We start from the raw sequence: 18,129 nt of genomic DNA, 5'->3' as shown, positions 1-18,129 counted from the left end.
GTGCATGATGACTTTCGATTCCAGGCCGGCGCGCGCCCGTCCCCTCATCAGACGCGCACTTGCTGCGTGCTGCTTGCTTGTTGCTTCCTTCACAATGCAGCCCGTGGCGATTGGCGCGCCCACCATTCCCGAGACGCCGCTTGTCGCGACGCAGGCGGCGGTGCCGCTGAGCATGCTCACCGTTGGTCGTGACCATACGCTTTTCTATGAAGCGTATAACGATGCGAGCGACCTCAATGGCGATGGTGTACTCGATATCCGGTTCAAGCCGTCCATCACCTATTACGGGCTGTTCGATTCGGGAGTCTGCTATACGTATGACGATAGCACGGGTCTTTTTTCGCCAAGGGCAGCGGCAGGTGCGCTGGGAAAGTGCCCCAGTAATGCTAGGTGGTCGGGGAACTGGCTGAACTATGTCACCACCAGCCGCATCGATGCGTTGCGCAAGGTGTTCTATGGTGGTCACCGTGAAGTCGATACCGACGCTGAGACCATCCTGCGGCGGAGTTACATTCCGCAGGATGCACACTCCTGGGCAAAGGAATACACCAGCGTAGCCAATGACGGCTACGATATCAGTGAGTACACCCCGCTTTCCAAGCCTACTTCTGGAAGGCGGCATTTCTTTGGCAATCTCACGGACACCAGAGGGATAAACTGCGCCACGCTCAGCAGTTGTAGTGATCGACCTCCCCTGCTGCGGGTGATCACGAACAGTAAGGATCGGCGCGTATGGCAATGGGCGTCGACGGAGGTTCCCGTCTTGCACGAGACGAACAACCACAACGGCACACGTACAGATTATTCCGTGCGTGTTCTGGTCTGCACGGCCAATTTCAATAACGGGTGCAAGCGCTATCCGAACGGCAACTTGAAGCCATACGGGCTCTTGCACGAGTATGGCGAGAACGAGTCGATGTATTTCGGCTTGCTGACGGGCAGCTACAACAAGAACATGTCGGGCGGCGTGTTGCGCAGGGTCGTCTCGTCCTTCAAGGCGGAGGTTGACCAAACGACGGGGCGATTCACCGCCAATGCCACGATCGTGAATGCGCTCAACAGTTTGCGTATCCGAGACTTCAATAACGGCAACACCTCCAATCAGTATCGTGGCGGGTGGGTGACGACGCGAGCGATGACTGAAGGCGAGTTTGTCGATTGGGGCAATCCGATCGGCGAGATCATGTACGAGGCGCTGCGCTATTTTGCGGGCAAGAAGGCGGCAACGTCCGCGTTCCAGACCTCGGGTAGCCACGATGCACATCTCGGCTTACCGGTGGCGACCTGGGACGACCCCTACGAGGCGGGGAGTGCAGCCAGTGCCCAATGGTGTGCACGACCGAACATGCTCGTCGTGTCGGGCATCAACCCGTCCTTCGATTCGGATCAGCTGCCGGGCGCTGCCTTTGGCTCTTTTTCCGGGGACCTCACGGGTCTCAATGTGGCGGATATCGCCCAGACCATTACGTCTCATGAGCCCAACATCGTGGGGCCTCGTTACATCGGGCAGGTGGGCACCGATTATGACGGTGCGCCTACGGCGAAGAATGTGACTTCGCTGGGCAACATTCGGGGCCTGGCACCTGAAGAGCCGACGAAGCAGGGCAGTTTCTACTCGGCCTCAGTGGCGCATTTCGGCAAGACCACAGATTTGCGGCCGAGCCTGACCGGACAACAGTCGGTCGATACTTACGCCGTGGTGTTGAGTTCGCCCCTGCCTCGGATCGAGGTGCCGGTGGGTGGCCGCAGCATTACCTTGGTGCCATTTGCCAAGTCGATTGGCGGCTCCAGTATCAGTAATGCCAAAGGCTCCTTTCAGCCGACCAACCAGATCGTGGACTTCTATGTGGATACGATTGCCAATTCGTCCACCGCAGATCATGACTCGACGGTCAATGGCGGACGCTACTTTGCGCGTTTTCGCATCAACTTCGAAGACGTCGAGCAGGGCGCTGACCACGATATGGACGCGATCGTCGTCTACGAGGTGGCGGCGACCGCCAACAACACCTTGCGTGTGCGACTGACTCCTGAGTACCAGCAAGGTGGCATTCAGCACAGCATGGGTTACGTGATTTCCGGCACCACCAATGACGGCATCTATCTGGTGGTGCAGGACGAGGATGTGGACAGGCACTATCACCTCAATGTGCCGCCGGGCCTCAATCCGGGCGCATGCGACGTCAGCAACCCGCCTGCGGCCTGCGGGAAGCTGCCTTACACCAACGGTCCAATAAACCCGACCAACCTCCGCTACAGCGAACGTTTCTTTTCCCCGGGCGCATCGTCGGCGAGTCTGCTCAGGGACCCCTTGTGGTACGCGGCGAAGTGGGGAGGGTTCGTCGATCGCAATGGCAACAATCGCCCGGACCTGCCGCTGGAATGGGATGCGGACGGCGACGGCGTTCCAGATACCTATTTCCTCGTGCAGAACCCGCTCAGATTGCGCGAGGCGCTCAAGCGCAGCTTCGACACGATCGTGGCGCGTAGCGCCAGTGCCGGCAACATCACCTCCAACGGCCAGCAGTTGCAGGCAGAGAGCCGCGTCTTCCAGACCCAGTTCAATAGCGCGAACTGGGAAGGCGAGCTTTTCTCTTATGCGATCACGTCCTCCGGCGTCAGCACGATTCCGACATGGCGTGCCTCGACGATGATCCCCGCTGCCGCATCGCGCAGCATATTCACCTGGAAGGACGCAACGACCAAGGGCGTTCCCTTCCTCTGGGACAGCCTGTCGGGCGCGCAACAGACAACGCTGGGCGGGACTGCGGTGTTCAACTACCTGCGCGGAGATCGGAGCAACGAGATCCAGCAGGGCGGGACATTGCGCACGCGGAATCGCTTGCTGGGTGACGTCGTGCATTCCTCACCCTACTTCGTGAAGGACAACAACACGGTCTTCGTCGGCGCGAACGACGGCATGCTCCACGCCTTTTCGGCAAGCACGGGGGCGGAGGTGTTTGCCTACATACCGGGGCTGGTGTTCAACAAGCTGCCCACCTTGGCCTCGCCCGCCTATGCCCATACCTTCTTCGTCGATGGCGATATTGCGGTATCCACGCGTTCGCAGACGCCAGGCAAGAACATCCTGGTGGGGTCGACAGGTCGCGGAGCAAAGGGGCTCTTCGCGCTGGACGTCACTGATCCCGCCAGCTTCGTTGCGGCAAACGTGCTGTGGGAGTATGGCAGCGCGGCCGACAACGATCTCGGACACATGCTTGGCCGACCGCAGATCGCCACCCTTGAGAACGGTACCAAGGCGGTCCTGGTGGGGAACGGACACAACAGCGTGAATGAGCGGGCAGTGCTGTACGTTTTCAACCTCGAGACGGGTGCCTTGATCAAGAAGATCGACACGGGTGTCGGTGGGGGCGCGAATCCGAACGGGCTGTCGACGCCGGCGCTCGTGGATAGCGATGCGAACGGCAACATTGATACCGTCTATGCGGGCGACCTGCAGGGTAACGTCTGGCGTTTCGACTTGAGCGACAAGAACGCCAACCAGTGGCAATCGCACTATCGCAGTGGCAGTACGCCGCTGCCCCTGTTTACTGCGCTAGACCCCGATGGCAACCCTCAACCGATCACGGCGCAGCTTACCGTCGCACAGAACACGGTCACGACCGACTTGCTGAACTACGGCAAGATCTTCGTGTTCTTCGGCACGGGCAGCTACGTCTATGCGAGCGATGTGACCAGCACGCAGGTCCAGTCGTGGTATGGGCTGATCGACCGGGGCCCGGCCCCGAATGTTGACGTTGGACCTATCACGGGCGGTCGGGCCGACCTGAAGCAGAGAACGATCGATTTGCTCGGGACGGTTGGCATGTTCCAGACGCGGGTCTTCTCGGAGGGGACCAACGGCGACATGAGCGGGAAGAAGGGCTGGTTCGTCGATCTGAAGGATCCGACTGCGCGCGGCGAGCGCATCGTGACGAGCTCCATCCTTTATCGCTTCCTTGAGCCCGTGCTGCTGGTGAGCAGCATCATCCCTGACCCTGACCCGTGCGAGGCGGGTGGCGGTGGCTATGTCAATGCGATCAATCCATTTACTGGGGCACGGCTTGCCTACTCGCCCTTCGACCTGAACAACGATGGTCGCTTCGATGACAGCGACAAGCTGGGCGGCGACAAGGTGGTCGGCTCCTTCGATCCCAGGATCGGGATGCCGGGTGAGCCGACAATCGTTGGCGATCGACTCGTCGTCGGCGGCTCGAGTGGCGACATTGCCGACATGCGGATCAACCTTGGGCTGAAGCGCACGGGACGTATCTCGTGGCGCGAGATCGTGAGGGATTGAGATGAAGCGAGGAAGCGGTTTTACCTTGATCGAGGTGATGATCGTCGTGGCGATCGTGGGCATCCTCGCAGCGGTGGCCTATCCGAGCTACCAGGAGCATGTGCGCAAGACGCGGCGTGCTGCGGCTGCGGGTTGTCTGCTCGAATTGGCGCAGTTCATGGAGCGCCACTACACGACCAACATGAGTTATGCGGGGGCGGTATTGCCGAATACGGCATGCCGGACCGATCTGGCTGGCTTCTATACGTTTGGCTTCTCGGCAAATGCGGTTACCGCTTCGACTTTCGAACTCGAGGCCAGCCCCCAGGGGGCTCAGACAAGTGACGCGCGCTGCGGTACCTTGGGCATCAACCAAGCAGGCGCGCGTACCGAGACCGGTACGGGCAGCGTGGCGGACTGCTGGTAACCGAGGCTTGGGCGGAGATTGGCGGGCAGTCGTGCAGGCCGCCCGCCAACTGCGGCCCGCTTACCCGCTGTTGCGCAAGCCCGCCGCAATCCCGTTGATCGAGATGTGGATGCCGTTGCGGATGCGCTCGTCGCTGCCGTCGCTGTCGCGGTGGCGGCGCAGCAGTTCGACCTGTACGTGGTTGAGCGGGTCGAGGTAGGGGAAGCGGTTGCGGATCGAGCGCTTGAGCAGCGGGTTGCCGTCCAGCAGTTCCTGCTGGCCGGTGATCTGCAGCAGGGCGTGCACCGCCGCCTGATGCTCGGCGCGGATGCGGCCGAAGATCGCGTCGCGCAGCGCCACGTCCTTGACCAGGGCGGCATAGCGACTGGCGATGGCGAGGTCGGTCTTGGACAGCACCATGTCCATGTTCGACATCAGCGTGGCAAAGAAGGACCACTCGCGGTTCATCTGCTGCAGCAGCGCCAGCCCGTCCTTGGGGCGGGCGGCGAGGAAGGCCTGCACCGCGCTGCCAAAGCCGTACCAGCCGGGCAGCATGATGCGGCACTGTGACCACGAGAACACCCAGGGGATGGCGCGCAGGTCCTCGATCGCGGTGCTCTTCTTGCGCGAGGCGGGGCGCGAGCCGATGTTGAGGGCGGCGATCTCGCTGATCACGGTCGATTCCCAGAAGTAGCGCTCGAAGCCTTCGGTCTCGTACACCAGGCCGCGGTAGGCGGTGAAGGCCGCATCCGACAGCGCCTGCATGGCCTCGAGGAAGGCGGGCGGCGTGGGGCTGGCGCTGGCCGGGCGCAGACTGGTCTCGAGCGTGGCGGCGACCAGTACCTCGAGGTTGCGGCGACCGACTTCCGGGTTGCCATACTTGGCGCCGATGACCTCGCCCTGTTCGGTGAGGCGGATCTGGCCCTGCACCGCCCCGTCGGGCTGGGCGAGGATGGCCTGGTAGCTGGGGCCGCCGCCGCGGCCGACCGAGCCGCCGCGACCGTGGAACAGGCGCAGGCGCACGCCGTGGCGGGCGAAGGTGTCGACCAGCTCGCCCTCGGCCTTGTACAGCGCCCAGCCCGAGGTCAGGAAGCCGCCGTCCTTGTTGCTGTCGGAGTAGCCCAGCATCACCTCCTGGGTGTGATCGCGGCCTTCGAGCAGGCCGCGGTAGGCGGGCAGCGAGAAGATGCGCTCCATTACCCCGGCGGCGTTCTCGAGGTCGCCGATGGTCTCGAACAGGGGCACGATGTTGACGTCGAGCGCGTTCTCCAGCGGGCGCAGGATGCCGGCTTCCTTGAGCAGCACGGCGAGTTCGAGCAGGTCGGAGACGTCGTCGGTCTTCGAGATGATGCAGTTGCGGATGGCCGCCGGGCCGTAGCGCAGGTGGATGCTGCGCGCGGTGCGGAAGATCGCCAGCTCGCCTTCAGTCTCGTCCGAGTAGTGCACGTGGGGCGAGGCGAGCGGGCGTGCGGTGGCCAGTTCCTCGAGCAGCAGTGCGCAGCGGCCTTGCTCGTCGAGGCTGGAATAGGCGCTGCCGGGGCGGGCGACTTCGAGCAGCTCGGCCACCACGCGCTCGTGCACGTCGGAGTTCTGGCGCAGGTCCACCGGCGCGAGATGAAAGCCGAACACCTTCACCGCGCGGCGCAGATGACGCAACCGGCCACGCGCGAGCGCGGCCGAACCGTTGGCGACCAGCGAGCGGTGCAGGATGTCGAGATCCTCGAGCAGGGCCGCGGCGCTGGCATAGGGCTCGGCCTCGGCCACCGCCGGGCGCGCCGGGGCATGGCCGAGCAACTGCCGGTAGCTCGCCGCCAGCCGGGCGTAGATGCCCGAGATGGCGAGCCGGTAGGGCTCGTCGCTGCGATGCGGGGAATGGTCGGGCGAGCGCCCGGCGAGCGCCAGCAGCGCATCCGAAGCCGACACCAGGCCAAGGCCGAGCGAGAGCTGCGAGCCCAGGGTGTGCAGCTCGCCCAGGTAGTAACCCAGCGCCACCGCCGCCTGCATCGACAGCGCGCGCTCGAGCACCTCTGCGGTGACGAAGGGGTTGCCGTCGCGGTCGCCGCCGATCCAGCTCCCCACCTGCACGAAGGCGGCCAGCTCGGGCGCGCCGAGCGCGGGGTCGGCGGCGACGAGGCGGTCTTCCAGGCTGGCGTAGAGGCGGGGCAGCTCGCGCAGGAAGGTGGTGTCGAAGTAGGACAGGCCGTTGTTGACCTCGTCGATCACCGACAGCTTGGCGGTGCGCAGCATGCGCGTCTGCCACAGCGTGAGCACGGCGCGGCGCAGGGCCTCGAGGTTGGCCTCGGCCTCCTCGGGGGTGAGCTGCATGCGGTCGCGTTCGTCGAGCAGGCGGGCGAGCACGGTCTCGCAGTTGAGGATGCTCTTTCGCTGCACCTCGGTCGGGTGGGCGGTGAGCACCGGCGACACCAGCGCGGTGTCGAAGAATTCGACCAGCCCGGCGGCGTCGATCGCGCCGCTGTCGAACACCGTCTGCAGCGCGTGCGGCAGGCTGCCCTCGCGCGGCGCCGAGCCGGCCACCAGGTGGGCGCGCGAGCGGCGGATGTGGTGCTGGTCCTCGGCGATGTTGGCCAGGTGCGAGAAGTAGCTGAAGGCGCGCACGACCTGGATGGTCTGGTCGCGCGACAGGGCGTCGAGGATGTCCTCGAGCTCGCGGCGGGCGGCGATGTCGTCGTCGCGGCGAAAGCGCACCGAGTTCTGGCGGATGCGTTCGATCAGCTCGAAGGCGGCTGCGCCTTGCTGGTCGCGCACGGTGTCGCCGAGCAGGCGCCCGAGCAGTCGGATGTCTTCACGCAGCGGAGCGTCCTTGTCCTGGGTCATGTGAGTGTCTGGTCCGTCGTCGTAGGTTGTCTGGGCGGGTTGTCGGGGTGCTGCTTGCTGCCGGCAGGCGCTCGGCGGGCCGGGCTCAGTCCGGCGCGCCGAGCGCCCGGCGTGCGTCGTCGATCGCATTCTCGATGTACTGGCCGTAGAAGTCTGCCAGGCGCATGCCGATGATCGGTTCGCCCAGCGTGCGGCCGTCGGCGTCGAGCACCACCACGGTCGGGGTGAACTGTGCCTTCTGCGCGCGCGACAGGCTGCGGTGCGTGCCCGGCCGACCGCCAAAGTCGGTCAGCGTGGCGTCCGAGTCGATGTCGATCTGGCGGAACAGGGCGCGCTGGCTCATGGCCGGGTCGTGCGCCATCGGGCCCAGGTAGCGGCGCGCCTGCTCACAGTAGCTGCAATTGGCCTGGCTGTAGAGCACGACCATCGGCATGTTGTCCGCGCGCATCAGCGCGGCGTCGCGGGCGAGGTCGTCGGCCTTGGGCAGTGCATCGGGGGCTGCGGCGAGTGCGATCGGCACGCATGCTAGAATCCAGGCCACTCCGCGCACCATTGGTGCGAACCCTGATGCTGCAGTGCGGCGAAACGCGGCCGTGTTCAGCATGTTCCTTCCTGTTACGTGAGTTTATTCATCGTGAGCCAAGCGACCCCCGAGCGTATCGTCATCGCCACCCGTGAGAGCCGCCTCGCCCTGTGGCAAGCCGAACACATCAAGGCCCGGCTCGAGGGATTGTATCCCGGCTGCAGCGTCGAGCTTCTCGGCATGACTACGCGGGGCGACCAGATTCTCGATCGTCCGCTGGCGAAGGTCGGCGGCAAGGGCCTGTTCGTCAAGGAGCTCGAGACCGCGCTGCTCGACGGCCGCGCCGACATCGCCGTGCATTCGATGAAGGACGTGCCGATGGAAATGGGCGCCGACTTCGTGCTGCCCTGCATCACCGAGCGCGAGGTGCCGCTCGATGCCTTCGTCTCCAACCGCTACGAGAGCCTCGCCGACATGCCGCCCGGTGCGGTGGTGGGCACCTCCTCGCTGCGCCGCGAATCGCAGATCCACGCCCAGTACCCCTTCCTCGGCGTGACCAGCCTGCGCGGCAACCTCGACACCCGCCTGCGCAAGCTCGACGAAGGGCAGTACGACGCCATCATCCTCGCCGCGGCCGGCCTGACCCGGCTCGGGCTGGGCGAGCGCATCCGCTCGGTGATGCCGGCCGAAGTCTCGCTGCCGGCGCCGGGGCAGGGCGCGCTCGGCATCGAGTGCCTGGCCGCGCGCCAGGATGTGATCGGCTGGCTGCAGCCGCTGGTCGACGCCGACACCCGCGCCTGCGTGCTCGCCGAGCGTGCCGTGGCCCGTGCGCTGGCCGGCAGCTGCGAAGTGCCACTGGGCGCCTACGCGATCATGCGCGAGGGGCAGCTGTGGCTGCGCGGCTTCGTCGCCCGCCCCGACGGCAGCGAGATCGTGCGCGCCGAGCGCGAGGGGGATCCGGCGGCAGCCGAGGCGCTCGGACGCGCCCTGGCCGACGACCTGCGCGCCCAGGGCGCCGAGTTGATCCTGGCCGATCTCGGCTGACGGCGCCGCGGGCTCCGATGTCGTCGCCGCTGTCGTCCTCACCCTCGCCCCAGTCTGCCGCCGCTGCCATGTCCGGCGCGGCCGGGCATGGCCTGGCCGGACGTACGCTGGTGGTGATGCGCCCGCGCGAGCAGGCCGACAGCCTGTGCCGTCGCATCGAGGCCGCCGGTGGCCGCGCGCTGCGCTTTCCGGTCATCGCCATCGGCCCGGCGCTGGACCCCGGCCCGCTCGAGGCGATCGTGCCGCGCCTGGACGAGTTCGACCTGGCCTTCTTCGTCAGCCCCAACGCGGTCGACCATGCGATGCAGTTCATCCTGCCGCGCCGCGCGTGGCCGCCACGGCTGCGCCTGAGCACGGTCGGCAAGGGCAGCGAGCGCGTGCTGCACGGCTATGGCTTTGCCGACGTGATCGCGCCGCAGTCCGGCTTCGACAGCGAGGCCGTGATCGCCCTGCCCGAGTTTGCGCCGGATGCGGTCGCCGGGCGCAAGGTGCTCATCTTCCGCGGCGATGGCGGGCGCGAACTGCTGGCCGATACCCTGCGCGAGCGCGGCGCGAGCGTCGACTATGTGACCTGCTACCGGCGCTACTGCCCCGATCTCGACCCCGAGCTGCTGCTGCAGCCGGTCGCCCGCGGCGAGGTCGATGCGCTGCTGCTGACCAGCAGCGAGGGCGTGCGCAACCTCGAGCAGATGCTGGGCGCGGACGGGCTTGCCGCCTTGCGCCCGGTGACCGTGTTTGCCACCCATCCGCGCATCGTCGCCCAGGCGCATGCCGCGGGTTTTGCCCATGTGGTCGAGGCGCCTGCGGGCGATGACGGCCTGATGCAGGCACTTGAGAACCACTTTGGTTAAACTGAGGCCATGAAAGAAGAGATCCCCGCCCTCATCCAGCCGCCGGCGTCCGCTCAGTCCGTGCGCAAGGACGACATTCCTTCCGGGTCCAACGCCGAGCGCGAGCCTGCCGCCACGGCGGGCGATCCGCCGCCCGAGTCTGCGCTGGCCTCGGCCTCCGTCTCCAGCTCGGATCCCGTCTCGCCGCCGCCCGCGGGCGCCGCCAGCGAGGCGGCCGAGCCAGGCCGTAGTCCGGCGGCATGGTGGGCCCTGCTGCTTGCCCTGATCGCGATCGCGGCGGCGGGCTGGGCGCTGTGGCAGGCGCGCGAAACCCAGATCGGCGCGATCACCCTGCGCGAAGAGCTCGCGCAACGCCTGTCCGAGGGCGAGACCATCGCCACCGAGGCGCGCGGCATTGTCCGCCAGCAGCAGGAGGTCATCGCCTCGCTGCAGGGCAAGCTCGGCGTGCTCGATGCCAAGGTCGAGGCCACCGAGGGCCAGGCGGCCGCGCTCGAGGCCATGTACCAGGAATTTTCGCGCACCCGCGAGGACGGCGTGCTCGCCGAGGTCGAGCAGGCGGTGGCGCTGGCCGCGCAGCAGCTGCAGATCGCCGGCAATGTCGGTGCGGCCTTGATCGCGCTGCAGGAGGCCGAGGCGCGGCTGGCGATCCACGATCGCGGCCAGCTTGCCGGCCTGCGCCGTGCGCTGGCGAGCGACATCGACGAACTGAAGCTGCAGCCGGTGCTCGATGTGTCGGGCCTGAGCCTGCGCCTCGAGCGCCTGCTCGAGCGCGCCGACGCCTTGCCGCTGGCCTTCGAGGGCCAGTTGCCGATCGAGGCGGCCGTGGGGCGCGACCTCGCCACCGGCGACAGCGGCGGCCTGGCGGGCTGGATGGCGGGGGCGTGGCGCTTCACGCAGGCGCTGGCCGCCGATGTGTGGCACGAGGTGCGCACGCTGGTCCGTGTCGAACGCCTTGACCAGACCGAGCCGGTGCTGCTGGCGCCGGCGCAGAACACCTTCCTGCGCGAGAACCTCAAGATCCGCCTGCTCACCGCGCGCCTGGCGCTGCTGGCGCGCGACGGCCGCACCTACGAGGCCGACCTGGCCCAGGCGCGGGTGTGGATGGAGCGCTTCTTCAATCTGCGCGACGAGCGCGTGCAGGCCGCGCTCAATGAGATCAAGGCGCTCGAAGCGGTGCGCGTGCGCTACGAGCCGCCCAACCTGGCCCAGACCTTCAGCGCCCTGCGGACCGCGCAGGCGCGCAGCGGCCGCCCGCCCCTGCCGGCGGCGTTGCAGCCCGAGTCGGCCGCGCCGGCTCCGGCGGCCGAGCCCACAGCAGTCGAAGCGCCCGCAGCGGCACAGCCGGCGCCCGAGGCGGCCGAGGCCGCAGCGACCGAAGACGCAGCAGCGACCGAAGCCGAGGCAGCCGAAGCCGCAGCGACCGAAGCCGAGGCAGCCGCGGAGGCGAGCGAGGCCGCGCCGGCCGAGGGCACCGATGCCGCGCCTGCGCCCGCACAGGCCGAGGCTCCGGCGGGCCAGGCGCCCGGCGTGAGCGAGTGAGGGCCGATCGATGCGTGCACTGATCTGGTTGATCGGCATCTTCGCCCTCGCGGTCGGCGTGGCGATGGTTGCCGGGGTGAACGATGGTTACGTTCTCGTCGTGCTGTCGCCGTGGCGGGCGCAGATTTCCCTGAACCTCTTCATCGTGCTGCTGGTGGCCGCGGTGTTGCTGATCCATCTGCTGCTGCGTCTGATCAGCCGCACGCTGTCCTTGCCGACACGGGTGGCGAACTGGCGCGATCGGCGCCGGCGCCAGAAGGCGGATCGCTCGCTGCACGCCGCGATCAACGCCTTGTTCGAGGGACGCTTCGCGCAGTCGCTCAAATCTGCCTCCACTGCCTATACGGCCAGCGAGGGGTCATCGATGGCGGCGCTGGTGGCGGCGCGCGCGGCCCACGGCCTGCAGGACGAGGCGCGCTATACCGAGTGGCTGGGCCATGCCGCCGAGAGCAAGGGCACCGAGGTTGCGCGCCTGATGACCGAGGCCGAGCTCGCCATCGAGAGCCGCCAGTTCGACCTCGCCGCCAAGCGACTGGCAACCTTGCGCGAGGGCGGGCACAAGCACATTGCCATGCTGCGGCTGGAGTCGCGGGTGGCGCTGGCGCTGGGGCGTTGGGACGAGCTGGTGCACATCGTGCGTCAGCTGCGCAAGCACAAGGCGCTGACCGAAGAGCAGGCCGCGCCCAAGCTGCGGCGTGCGCACATCGAACGCATGAAGCAGCTCGCCGCCGATCCGGCTGCGCTCGCGACCTACTGGACGGAGATCCCGGCCGAAGAACTGCAGGATCGCGGCCTGGTCGAGCGCGCCCTGCCGCTGATGGCGCGCGCCGGCCATGGCGTGATGGTGAGGCGCCAGGTCGAGCGTCTGCTCGACGAGCGTTGGGATAGCGCGCTGGCGCGGCTGTATGCCTACTGTGCCGAGTCCGAGGCGGACGCGCGCACCTGCCTGCAGAAGGCCGAAGGCTGGCTTGAGGCGCACCCGCAGGACGGCGGCCTGTTGTTTGCGCTGGGCCAGTTGTGCCGCCGCAGCGAGCTGTGGGGCAAGGCGCAGAGCTACCTCGAGGCCTCGCTCAAGCTGGCGCCGGCGGTGGATACCCACCTCGCGCTGGCGCACCTGTTCGATACCCTGCAGCGCCCCGCCGACGCCCAGCGTCATTACCGCGCGGCGGCCGAGAAGGTGGCCGGTGCCGCGGCCTGACGCAGGCGCGGCGATGCGGCGGCCGCGCTGGAATTCGATTGAGGGATTCGATTGCCCCGGATGGGCCCCGCAAGGGGGTCCGCGCCGGCCCATCAGGCCTGCATCAGACTTGGATCAGGCCCAGTCCTGCGGCTTGAGGAAGACCTCGTAGAGCTGTGCCTCGGCGCTGCCCGGCTCGGGATGCCAGTCGTAGCGCCATTTCACGATCGGCGGCATCGACATCAGGATCGATTCGGTGCGACCGCCCGATTGCAAGCCGAACAGCGTGCCGCGGTCGAACACCAGGTTGAATTCGACGTAGCGGCCGCGCCGGTAGGCCTGGAAGTCGCGCTCGCGCTCGCCATAGGCCATGTGCCGGCGGCGTTCCGCGATCGGCAGCCAGGCCTCGAGGAAGGCCTCGCCGACCGAGCGCGTGAGGCCGAAGGCGGTGTCGAAGTCGGTCTGGCCGTCGGCGCCGAGGTCGTCGAAGAACAGCCCGCCCACGCCGCGCGGCTCGTTGCGGTGCTTGAGGAAGAAATAGCGGTCGCACCAGTCCTTGAGGCGCGCGTATTCGGCCTCGCCGCCAAACGGCAGCACCGCGTTGCGGCACACCCGGTGGAAGTGGCGCACGTCCTCTTCAAACGCGTAATAAGGCGTCAGGTCCATGCCGCCGCCGAACCACCATACCGGCTCCTTGCCCTCGGCCATGGCGATGAAGCAGCGCACGTTCATGTGCACCGTCGGGCAATAGGGATTGCGCGGATGCAGGACCAGCGACACGCCCATCGCCTCGAAGCGCCGGCCGGCGAGTTCCGGGCGGTGGGCCGTGGCCGAGGCCGGCATGGTGTCGCCGGTGACGTGGGAGAAATTGACCCCGCCGCGCTCGAAGAAGGCACCGTCCTCGATGACCCGCGTCAGCCCGCCACCGCCGCCCGGACGGTCCCAGCCATCGGCACGGAAGCGGCCGCCATCGAAGGCTTCGAGGCGCTCGACGATGCGCGCCTGCAGCCCGGTGAACCAGGGCTTGACGGTGTCGGCCTGCAGGCTCATCCGAGCTTGCGTCCGATGGCGCGGTGGCCGATGTCGCGACGGTACTGGCGGCCGTCGAACTGGATCGCATCGGCGACCTCGTAGGCGCGCTTCTGGGCGCTGCGCACGTTGTCGCCGAGCGCGGTGACACACAGCACGCGGCCGCCGGCGGTGACGATTCTGCCGTCTTGTTCGGCAGTGCCGGCGTGGAATACGTGCACGTCGTCCTGGGCGTTGCCGGGCAGGCCGCTGATGACGTCGCCCTTGCGCGGGTTCTCCGGGTAGCCGGCGGCCGCCAGCACCACGCCGAGCGCGAAGCGGCGGTCCCACTCGGCTTCGGTGTGGTCGAGCTTGCCGGCAATGGCCGCTTCGATGAGATCGGCGAGGTCGGTCTTGAGCCGCATCATGATCGGCTGCGTCTCGGGGTCGCCCATGCGGCAGTTGAATTCCACCACCCGCGGACGGCCGTCGCCGTCGATCATCAGGCCGGCATAGAGGAAGCCGGTGTAGGGCAGGCCGTCGGCGATCATGCCGGCCAGGGTCGGATTGATGATCTCGCGCATCACGCGCGCATGGACGTCGGGGGTGACCACCGGGGCGGGCGAGTAGGCGCCCATGCCGCCGGTGTTGGGGCCCTGGTCGCCGTCCTTGAGGCGCTTGTGGTCCTGGCTGGTGGCGAGCGCGAGCGCGCTCTTGCCGTCGGCCATGACGATGAAGCTGGCCTCCTCGCCTTCCATGAACTCCTCGATGACGACGCGGGCGCCGGCCTCGGTGTACTGCACCCCCATCTTGTTGTCGCGCAGCATGACGTCGATGGCGGCGTGGGCCTCATCGGCCGTCATCGCGACCACGACACCCTTGCCCGCGGCCAGGCCGTCGGCCTTGATCACGATCGGCGCGCCTTCGGCGTCGATGTAGGCATGCGCCTCGGCGGGGTCGGAGAAGGTGCGGTAGCGGGCGGTGGGAATGTTGTGGCGGACGAGGAACTGCTTGGCGAAGTCCTTCGAGCTCTCGAGCTGGGCGGCGGCCTTGGTCGGGCCGAAGATCGGCAGCCCGGCGGCGCGGAAGGCGTCGACCACGCCGGCGGCCAGCGGTGCCTCGGGGCCGACCACGGTGAAGGCGACCTGCTCGCGCTTGGCCAGCTCGACCAGCACCGGGATCGAGGTGACCGGCACGTTCTGCAGCAGCTTCTCGGCAGCGGTGCCGGGGTTGCCCGGCGCCACCAGTACGCGGGTGACCTTGGGCGACTGGGCGAGTTTCCAGGCCAGCGCGTGTTCGCGACCGCCGGAACCGATGACGAGGACTTTCATGTGCTGCTCCGAATCTCTGCTGGGGTGGTCGTTCTTAGTGGCGGAAATGGCGGAAGCCGGTGAACACCATGGCGATGTTCTGCTCGTTGGCGGCGGCGATCACCTCTTCGTCGCGCATCGAGCCACCCGGCTGGATCACCGCGGTGGCGCCGGCCTGGGCGAGCACGTCGAGGCCGTCGCGGAAGGGGAAGAAGGCGTCCGAGGCGACCACGCAGCCGGCGATCTGAAGACCCGCGTTCTCGGCCTTGATCTTGGCGATGCGGGCCGAGTCGACGCGGCTCATCTGGCCGGCGCCGACGCCGATGGTCATGCCGTCCTTGCAGTACACGATGGCGTTGGACTTGACGTACTTGGCCACGCGCCAGGCGAACAGCATGTCGCGCATCTCGGTCTCAGAAGGCGCACGCTGGGTGACGACCTTGAGATCGGCGACCTCGATGCGGGCCTCGTCGGCGGTCTGCACCAGCAGGCCGCCGCCGACGCGCTTGTAGTCGAAGGCGCCGCCGGGCTGGCCGAGCGGGCAGGTGAGCACGCGCACGTTCTTCTTGCCGGCGAGCAGCTCGAGCGCGTCGGCGCTGTAGGACGGGGCGATCAGCACCTCGAGGAACTGCGCCGACACCGCTTCGGCCGCGGCGCGGTCGACTTCGCCGTTGAAGGCGATGATGCCGCCGAAGGCCGAGGTGGGGTCGGTGGAGAAGGCCTTGGTGTAGGCCTCGAGCGGGCTGGCGCCGAGCGCCACGCCGCAGGGGTTGGCGTGCTTGACGATGACGCAGGCCGGCAGCGCGCTGTCGAAGGCCTTGACGCATTCCCACGCCGCGTCGGCGTCGGCGATGTTGTTGTAGGACAGCTCCTTGCCCTGCAGCTGGGTGTAGCCGGCGATGCCGCCTTCGGCGGCGCCTGGCTGGCGGTAGAAGGCGGCGCTCTGGTGCGGGTTTTCGCCGTAACGCAGGTCCTGCACCTTGTCGAAGGCCAGCTGCAGGCGCTCGGGGTAGGTCTGCAGCGACACGTCGCCGGCCTCGTTGGTGACCAGCGCGGTGAGGTAGTTGGAGATCGCCGAGTCGTAGCGCGCGGTGTGGGTGAAGGCCTTCACCGCGAGCGCGAAGCGCGTCTTGTGGCTGAGCTTGCCGGCGTTCGACTTGAGCTCGGCGACGATGGCGACGTAGTCCTCGGGGTCGGTGACGATGCCGACACCGCCTTGCTCGTTACCGTGGTTCTTGGCTGCCGCGCGCACCATGGTGGGGCCGCCGATGTCGATGTTCTCGATCGCGTCTTCCAGTGTGCAGTCGGGCTTGGCCACGGTCTGCTGGAAGGGGTAGAGGTTCACCACCACCAGGTCGATGCGGCCGATGTCGTGGGCGGCGATGGTGTCCATGTGCTCGGACAGGTCGCGGCGGGCGAGGATGCCGCCGTGCACCTTCGGATGCAGCGTCTTGACGCGGCCGTCGAGCATTTCCGGGAAGCCGGTGTGCTCGGAGACGTCAGTCACCGCCAGCCCGGCTTCGCGCAGCAGGCTGGCGGTGCCGCCGGTCGACAGCAGCTTGATGCCGAGGCCGGCGAGTTCGCGGGCAAAGTCGAGCACACCGCGTTTGTCGGAAACACTGATCAGGGCTTGGGTGACGTTCATCGTGATGCCTGGAGCAAGGATGGAGAGGATCGGAAAATCGTTGCGATGACAGGGCCGTGTCGCGGCGCCTGTCGGACGGCAGGCCGCGAGGGCGGCCTACAGCAGTTCGTAGTCGGTGAGCTTGCGCCGCAGGGTGTTGCGGTTGATGCCGAGCATCTCGGCAGCGACGGTCTGGTTGCCCTTGGCCTGCTGCAGCACGAACTGCAGCATCGGACGCTCGACGTTGCGGATCACCATGTCGTGGATGGCGGCCGGCTTTTCGCCGTCGAGGTCGCGGAAATACTGGTCCAGCGTACGGAGGACGGCGTCGGCGATCTCGTTGCTGCGGCTCATGCTGCGAGTTCCTGCGGGTATTCGGCTTGCGGGTCCGTCTCATAGCTCAGGCGGGCGTCGGCCTCGGCGAGCTGGCCGAAGAAGTCGTCGACGGCGGCGAGCTGGGCGGGAATGTCGGGGATCTGGTTCATCGCGCGGCGAAAGGCCGCCGAGCCGACCAGACCCTTGGTGTACCAGGAGATGTGCTTGCGCGCGATCTTGACCCCACGCTCGTCGCCATAGAAGGCATAGAGGTCGGCGAGGTGCTCGCGGCAGACCCGGTGGATCTCGCTCACCAGCGGCGGCGGCAACAGCTCGCCGGTGGCGAGGAAATGCTCGGTCTCGCGGAAGATCCAGGGCCGGCCCTGGGCGGCGCGGCCGATCATGACGCCGTCGGCGCCGGTGTAGTCGAGCACGTACCTGGCCTTCTGCGGGCTGGTGATGTCGCCGTTGGCGATCACCGGGATCTTCACCCGCGTCTTGACGTGGGCGATGGTGTCGTACTCGGCCTCGCCCATGTACTGGTCGGCACGGGTGCGGCCATGGATGGCGATGGCGCGGATGCCGGATTCCTCGGCGATGCGGGCGACCGTGGGGGCGTTCTTGTTGGCGCGGTTCCAGCCGGTGCGGAACTTGAGCGTGACCGGCGTATCGGGCACGGCCTTGACCACCGCCTCGAGGATGCGCGCGACCAGCGGCTCGTCCTGCATCAGCGCCGAGCCGGCCATCACGTTGCACACCTTCTTGGCCGGGCAGCCCATGTTGATGTCGATGATCTGCGCGCCGTTGTCGGCGTTGTACTTCGCCGCCTCGGCCATCATCGCCGGGTCGGCGCCGGCGATCTGCACCGAGATCGGGTCGACCTCGCCGGTGTGGTCCGCGCGGCGGCGGGTCTTTTCGCTGCCATAGAGCAGCGAGTTGGAGGTGACCATCTCGGACACGGCGACGCCTGCGCCGAGCTTCTTGCACAACTGGCGGAAAGGACGGTCCGTCACCCCGGCCATGGGGGCGACGAAAAGATTGTTGCGCAAGGTGAAGCCGGCAAACTGCATGGACGGGGGTCGGGCGGGCAGGGAAAGGCGCGCATTTTACCCCATCGTTCAAGCCCTTGGGCGTGTCGCCTGTCGCGCGCGGCGCATTGACAACGCCGCGCGGGCGTCGGGCAGCGGCGCTGGCCCCGCCGATCTGCGCCGTGCCCAC

General features: G+C 67.4%; 13 protein-coding genes. 6 read left to right on the top strand and 7 right to left on the bottom strand.

Annotated features, from left to right (window positions below):
- Window positions 1-4 precede the first annotated feature (4 nt).
- Window positions 5-4,300, top strand: coding sequence for a pilus assembly protein (locus ACMV5O_RS00235; RefSeq protein WP_416161580.1), 4,296 nt, complete (start codon window positions 5-7; stop codon window positions 4,298-4,300).
- Window position 4,301: 1 nt separating this feature from the next.
- The gene (locus ACMV5O_RS00230; protein WP_416161579.1) at window positions 4,302-4,706 is read left to right on the top strand and encodes a type IV pilin protein; all 405 of its coding nucleotides are present in this window, start codon (window positions 4,302-4,304) and stop codon (window positions 4,704-4,706) included.
- 60 nt (window positions 4,707-4,766) lie between these two features.
- Here ACMV5O_RS00230 and ppc read toward each other — a convergent pair whose 3' ends face one another.
- Together ppc and ACMV5O_RS00220 are read right to left on the bottom strand one after the other, a co-directional pair.
- Complete coding sequence (gene ppc, locus ACMV5O_RS00225) at window positions 4,767-7,520, bottom strand: phosphoenolpyruvate carboxylase (protein ID WP_416161578.1); 2,754 nt, start codon at window positions 7,518-7,520, stop codon at window positions 4,767-4,769.
- 85 nt (window positions 7,521-7,605) lie between these two features.
- Window positions 7,606-8,040, bottom strand: a complete 435-nt coding sequence (locus ACMV5O_RS00220; protein WP_416161577.1) for a thioredoxin fold domain-containing protein — start codon at window positions 8,038-8,040, stop codon at window positions 7,606-7,608.
- A 114-nt stretch (window positions 8,041-8,154) separates the two neighbouring features.
- On the opposite strand from ACMV5O_RS00220, the gene hemC reads away from it, so the two are divergent.
- The 4 genes from hemC to ACMV5O_RS00200 all read left to right on the top strand — a co-directional run bounded on the left by hemC (window position 8,155) and on the right by ACMV5O_RS00200 (window position 12,675).
- Window positions 8,155-9,087, top strand: a complete 933-nt coding sequence (gene hemC, locus ACMV5O_RS00215) for a hydroxymethylbilane synthase (RefSeq protein ID WP_416161576.1) — start codon at window positions 8,155-8,157, stop codon at window positions 9,085-9,087.
- Window positions 9,088-9,155: 68 nt separating this feature from the next.
- Window positions 9,156-9,938, top strand: a complete 783-nt coding sequence (locus ACMV5O_RS00210; protein WP_416161575.1) for a uroporphyrinogen-III synthase — start codon at window positions 9,156-9,158, stop codon at window positions 9,936-9,938.
- Between the two features lie 9 nt (window positions 9,939-9,947).
- Complete coding sequence (locus ACMV5O_RS00205) at window positions 9,948-11,477, top strand: uroporphyrinogen-III C-methyltransferase (RefSeq protein ID WP_416161574.1); 1,530 nt, start codon at window positions 9,948-9,950, stop codon at window positions 11,475-11,477.
- Window positions 11,478-11,487: 10 nt separating this feature from the next.
- Complete coding sequence (locus ACMV5O_RS00200) at window positions 11,488-12,675, top strand: heme biosynthesis HemY N-terminal domain-containing protein (protein ID WP_416161573.1); 1,188 nt, start codon at window positions 11,488-11,490, stop codon at window positions 12,673-12,675.
- A 114-nt stretch (window positions 12,676-12,789) separates the two neighbouring features.
- Here the strand turns inward: ACMV5O_RS00200 and hemF are convergent, their stop codons facing one another.
- The 5 genes from hemF to dusB all read right to left on the bottom strand — a co-directional run bounded on the left by hemF (window position 12,790) and on the right by dusB (window position 17,981).
- The gene (gene hemF, locus ACMV5O_RS00195) at window positions 12,790-13,704 is read right to left on the bottom strand and encodes an oxygen-dependent coproporphyrinogen oxidase (RefSeq protein WP_416161572.1); all 915 of its coding nucleotides are present in this window, start codon (window positions 13,702-13,704) and stop codon (window positions 12,790-12,792) included.
- Complete coding sequence (gene purD, locus ACMV5O_RS00190; RefSeq protein ID WP_416161571.1) at window positions 13,701-14,993, bottom strand: phosphoribosylamine--glycine ligase; 1,293 nt, start codon at window positions 14,991-14,993, stop codon at window positions 13,701-13,703. Before purD ends, hemF begins: the two co-directional genes overlap by 4 nt.
- Window positions 14,994-15,027: 34 nt before the next feature.
- Entirely contained in the window at window positions 15,028-16,617 is a 1,590-nt protein-coding gene (purH, locus tag ACMV5O_RS00185) for a bifunctional phosphoribosylaminoimidazolecarboxamide formyltransferase/IMP cyclohydrolase (RefSeq protein ID WP_416161570.1), read from the bottom strand.
- 96 nt (window positions 16,618-16,713) lie between these two features.
- Window positions 16,714-16,950 (bottom strand): helix-turn-helix domain-containing protein, encoded by a 237-nt coding sequence (locus tag ACMV5O_RS00180; RefSeq protein WP_324543935.1) that lies wholly within the window; start codon window positions 16,948-16,950, stop codon window positions 16,714-16,716.
- Window positions 16,947-17,981: a tRNA dihydrouridine synthase DusB gene (gene dusB, locus ACMV5O_RS00175; RefSeq protein WP_416161569.1), complete on the bottom strand. Its 1,035-nt coding sequence runs from the start codon at window positions 17,979-17,981 to the stop codon at window positions 16,947-16,949. The genes ACMV5O_RS00180 and dusB overlap by 4 nt, the downstream gene beginning before the upstream one ends.
- Window positions 17,982-18,129: the final 148 nt, after the last annotated feature.

The organism is Thauera sp. WH-1 (assembly GCF_047806685.1).
Taxonomy (GTDB): Bacteria; Pseudomonadota; Gammaproteobacteria; order Burkholderiales; family Rhodocyclaceae; genus Thauera.
The sequence above is the reverse complement of the archived record's forward strand: the minus strand, read 5'-3'. Positions and strand labels throughout refer to the sequence as shown.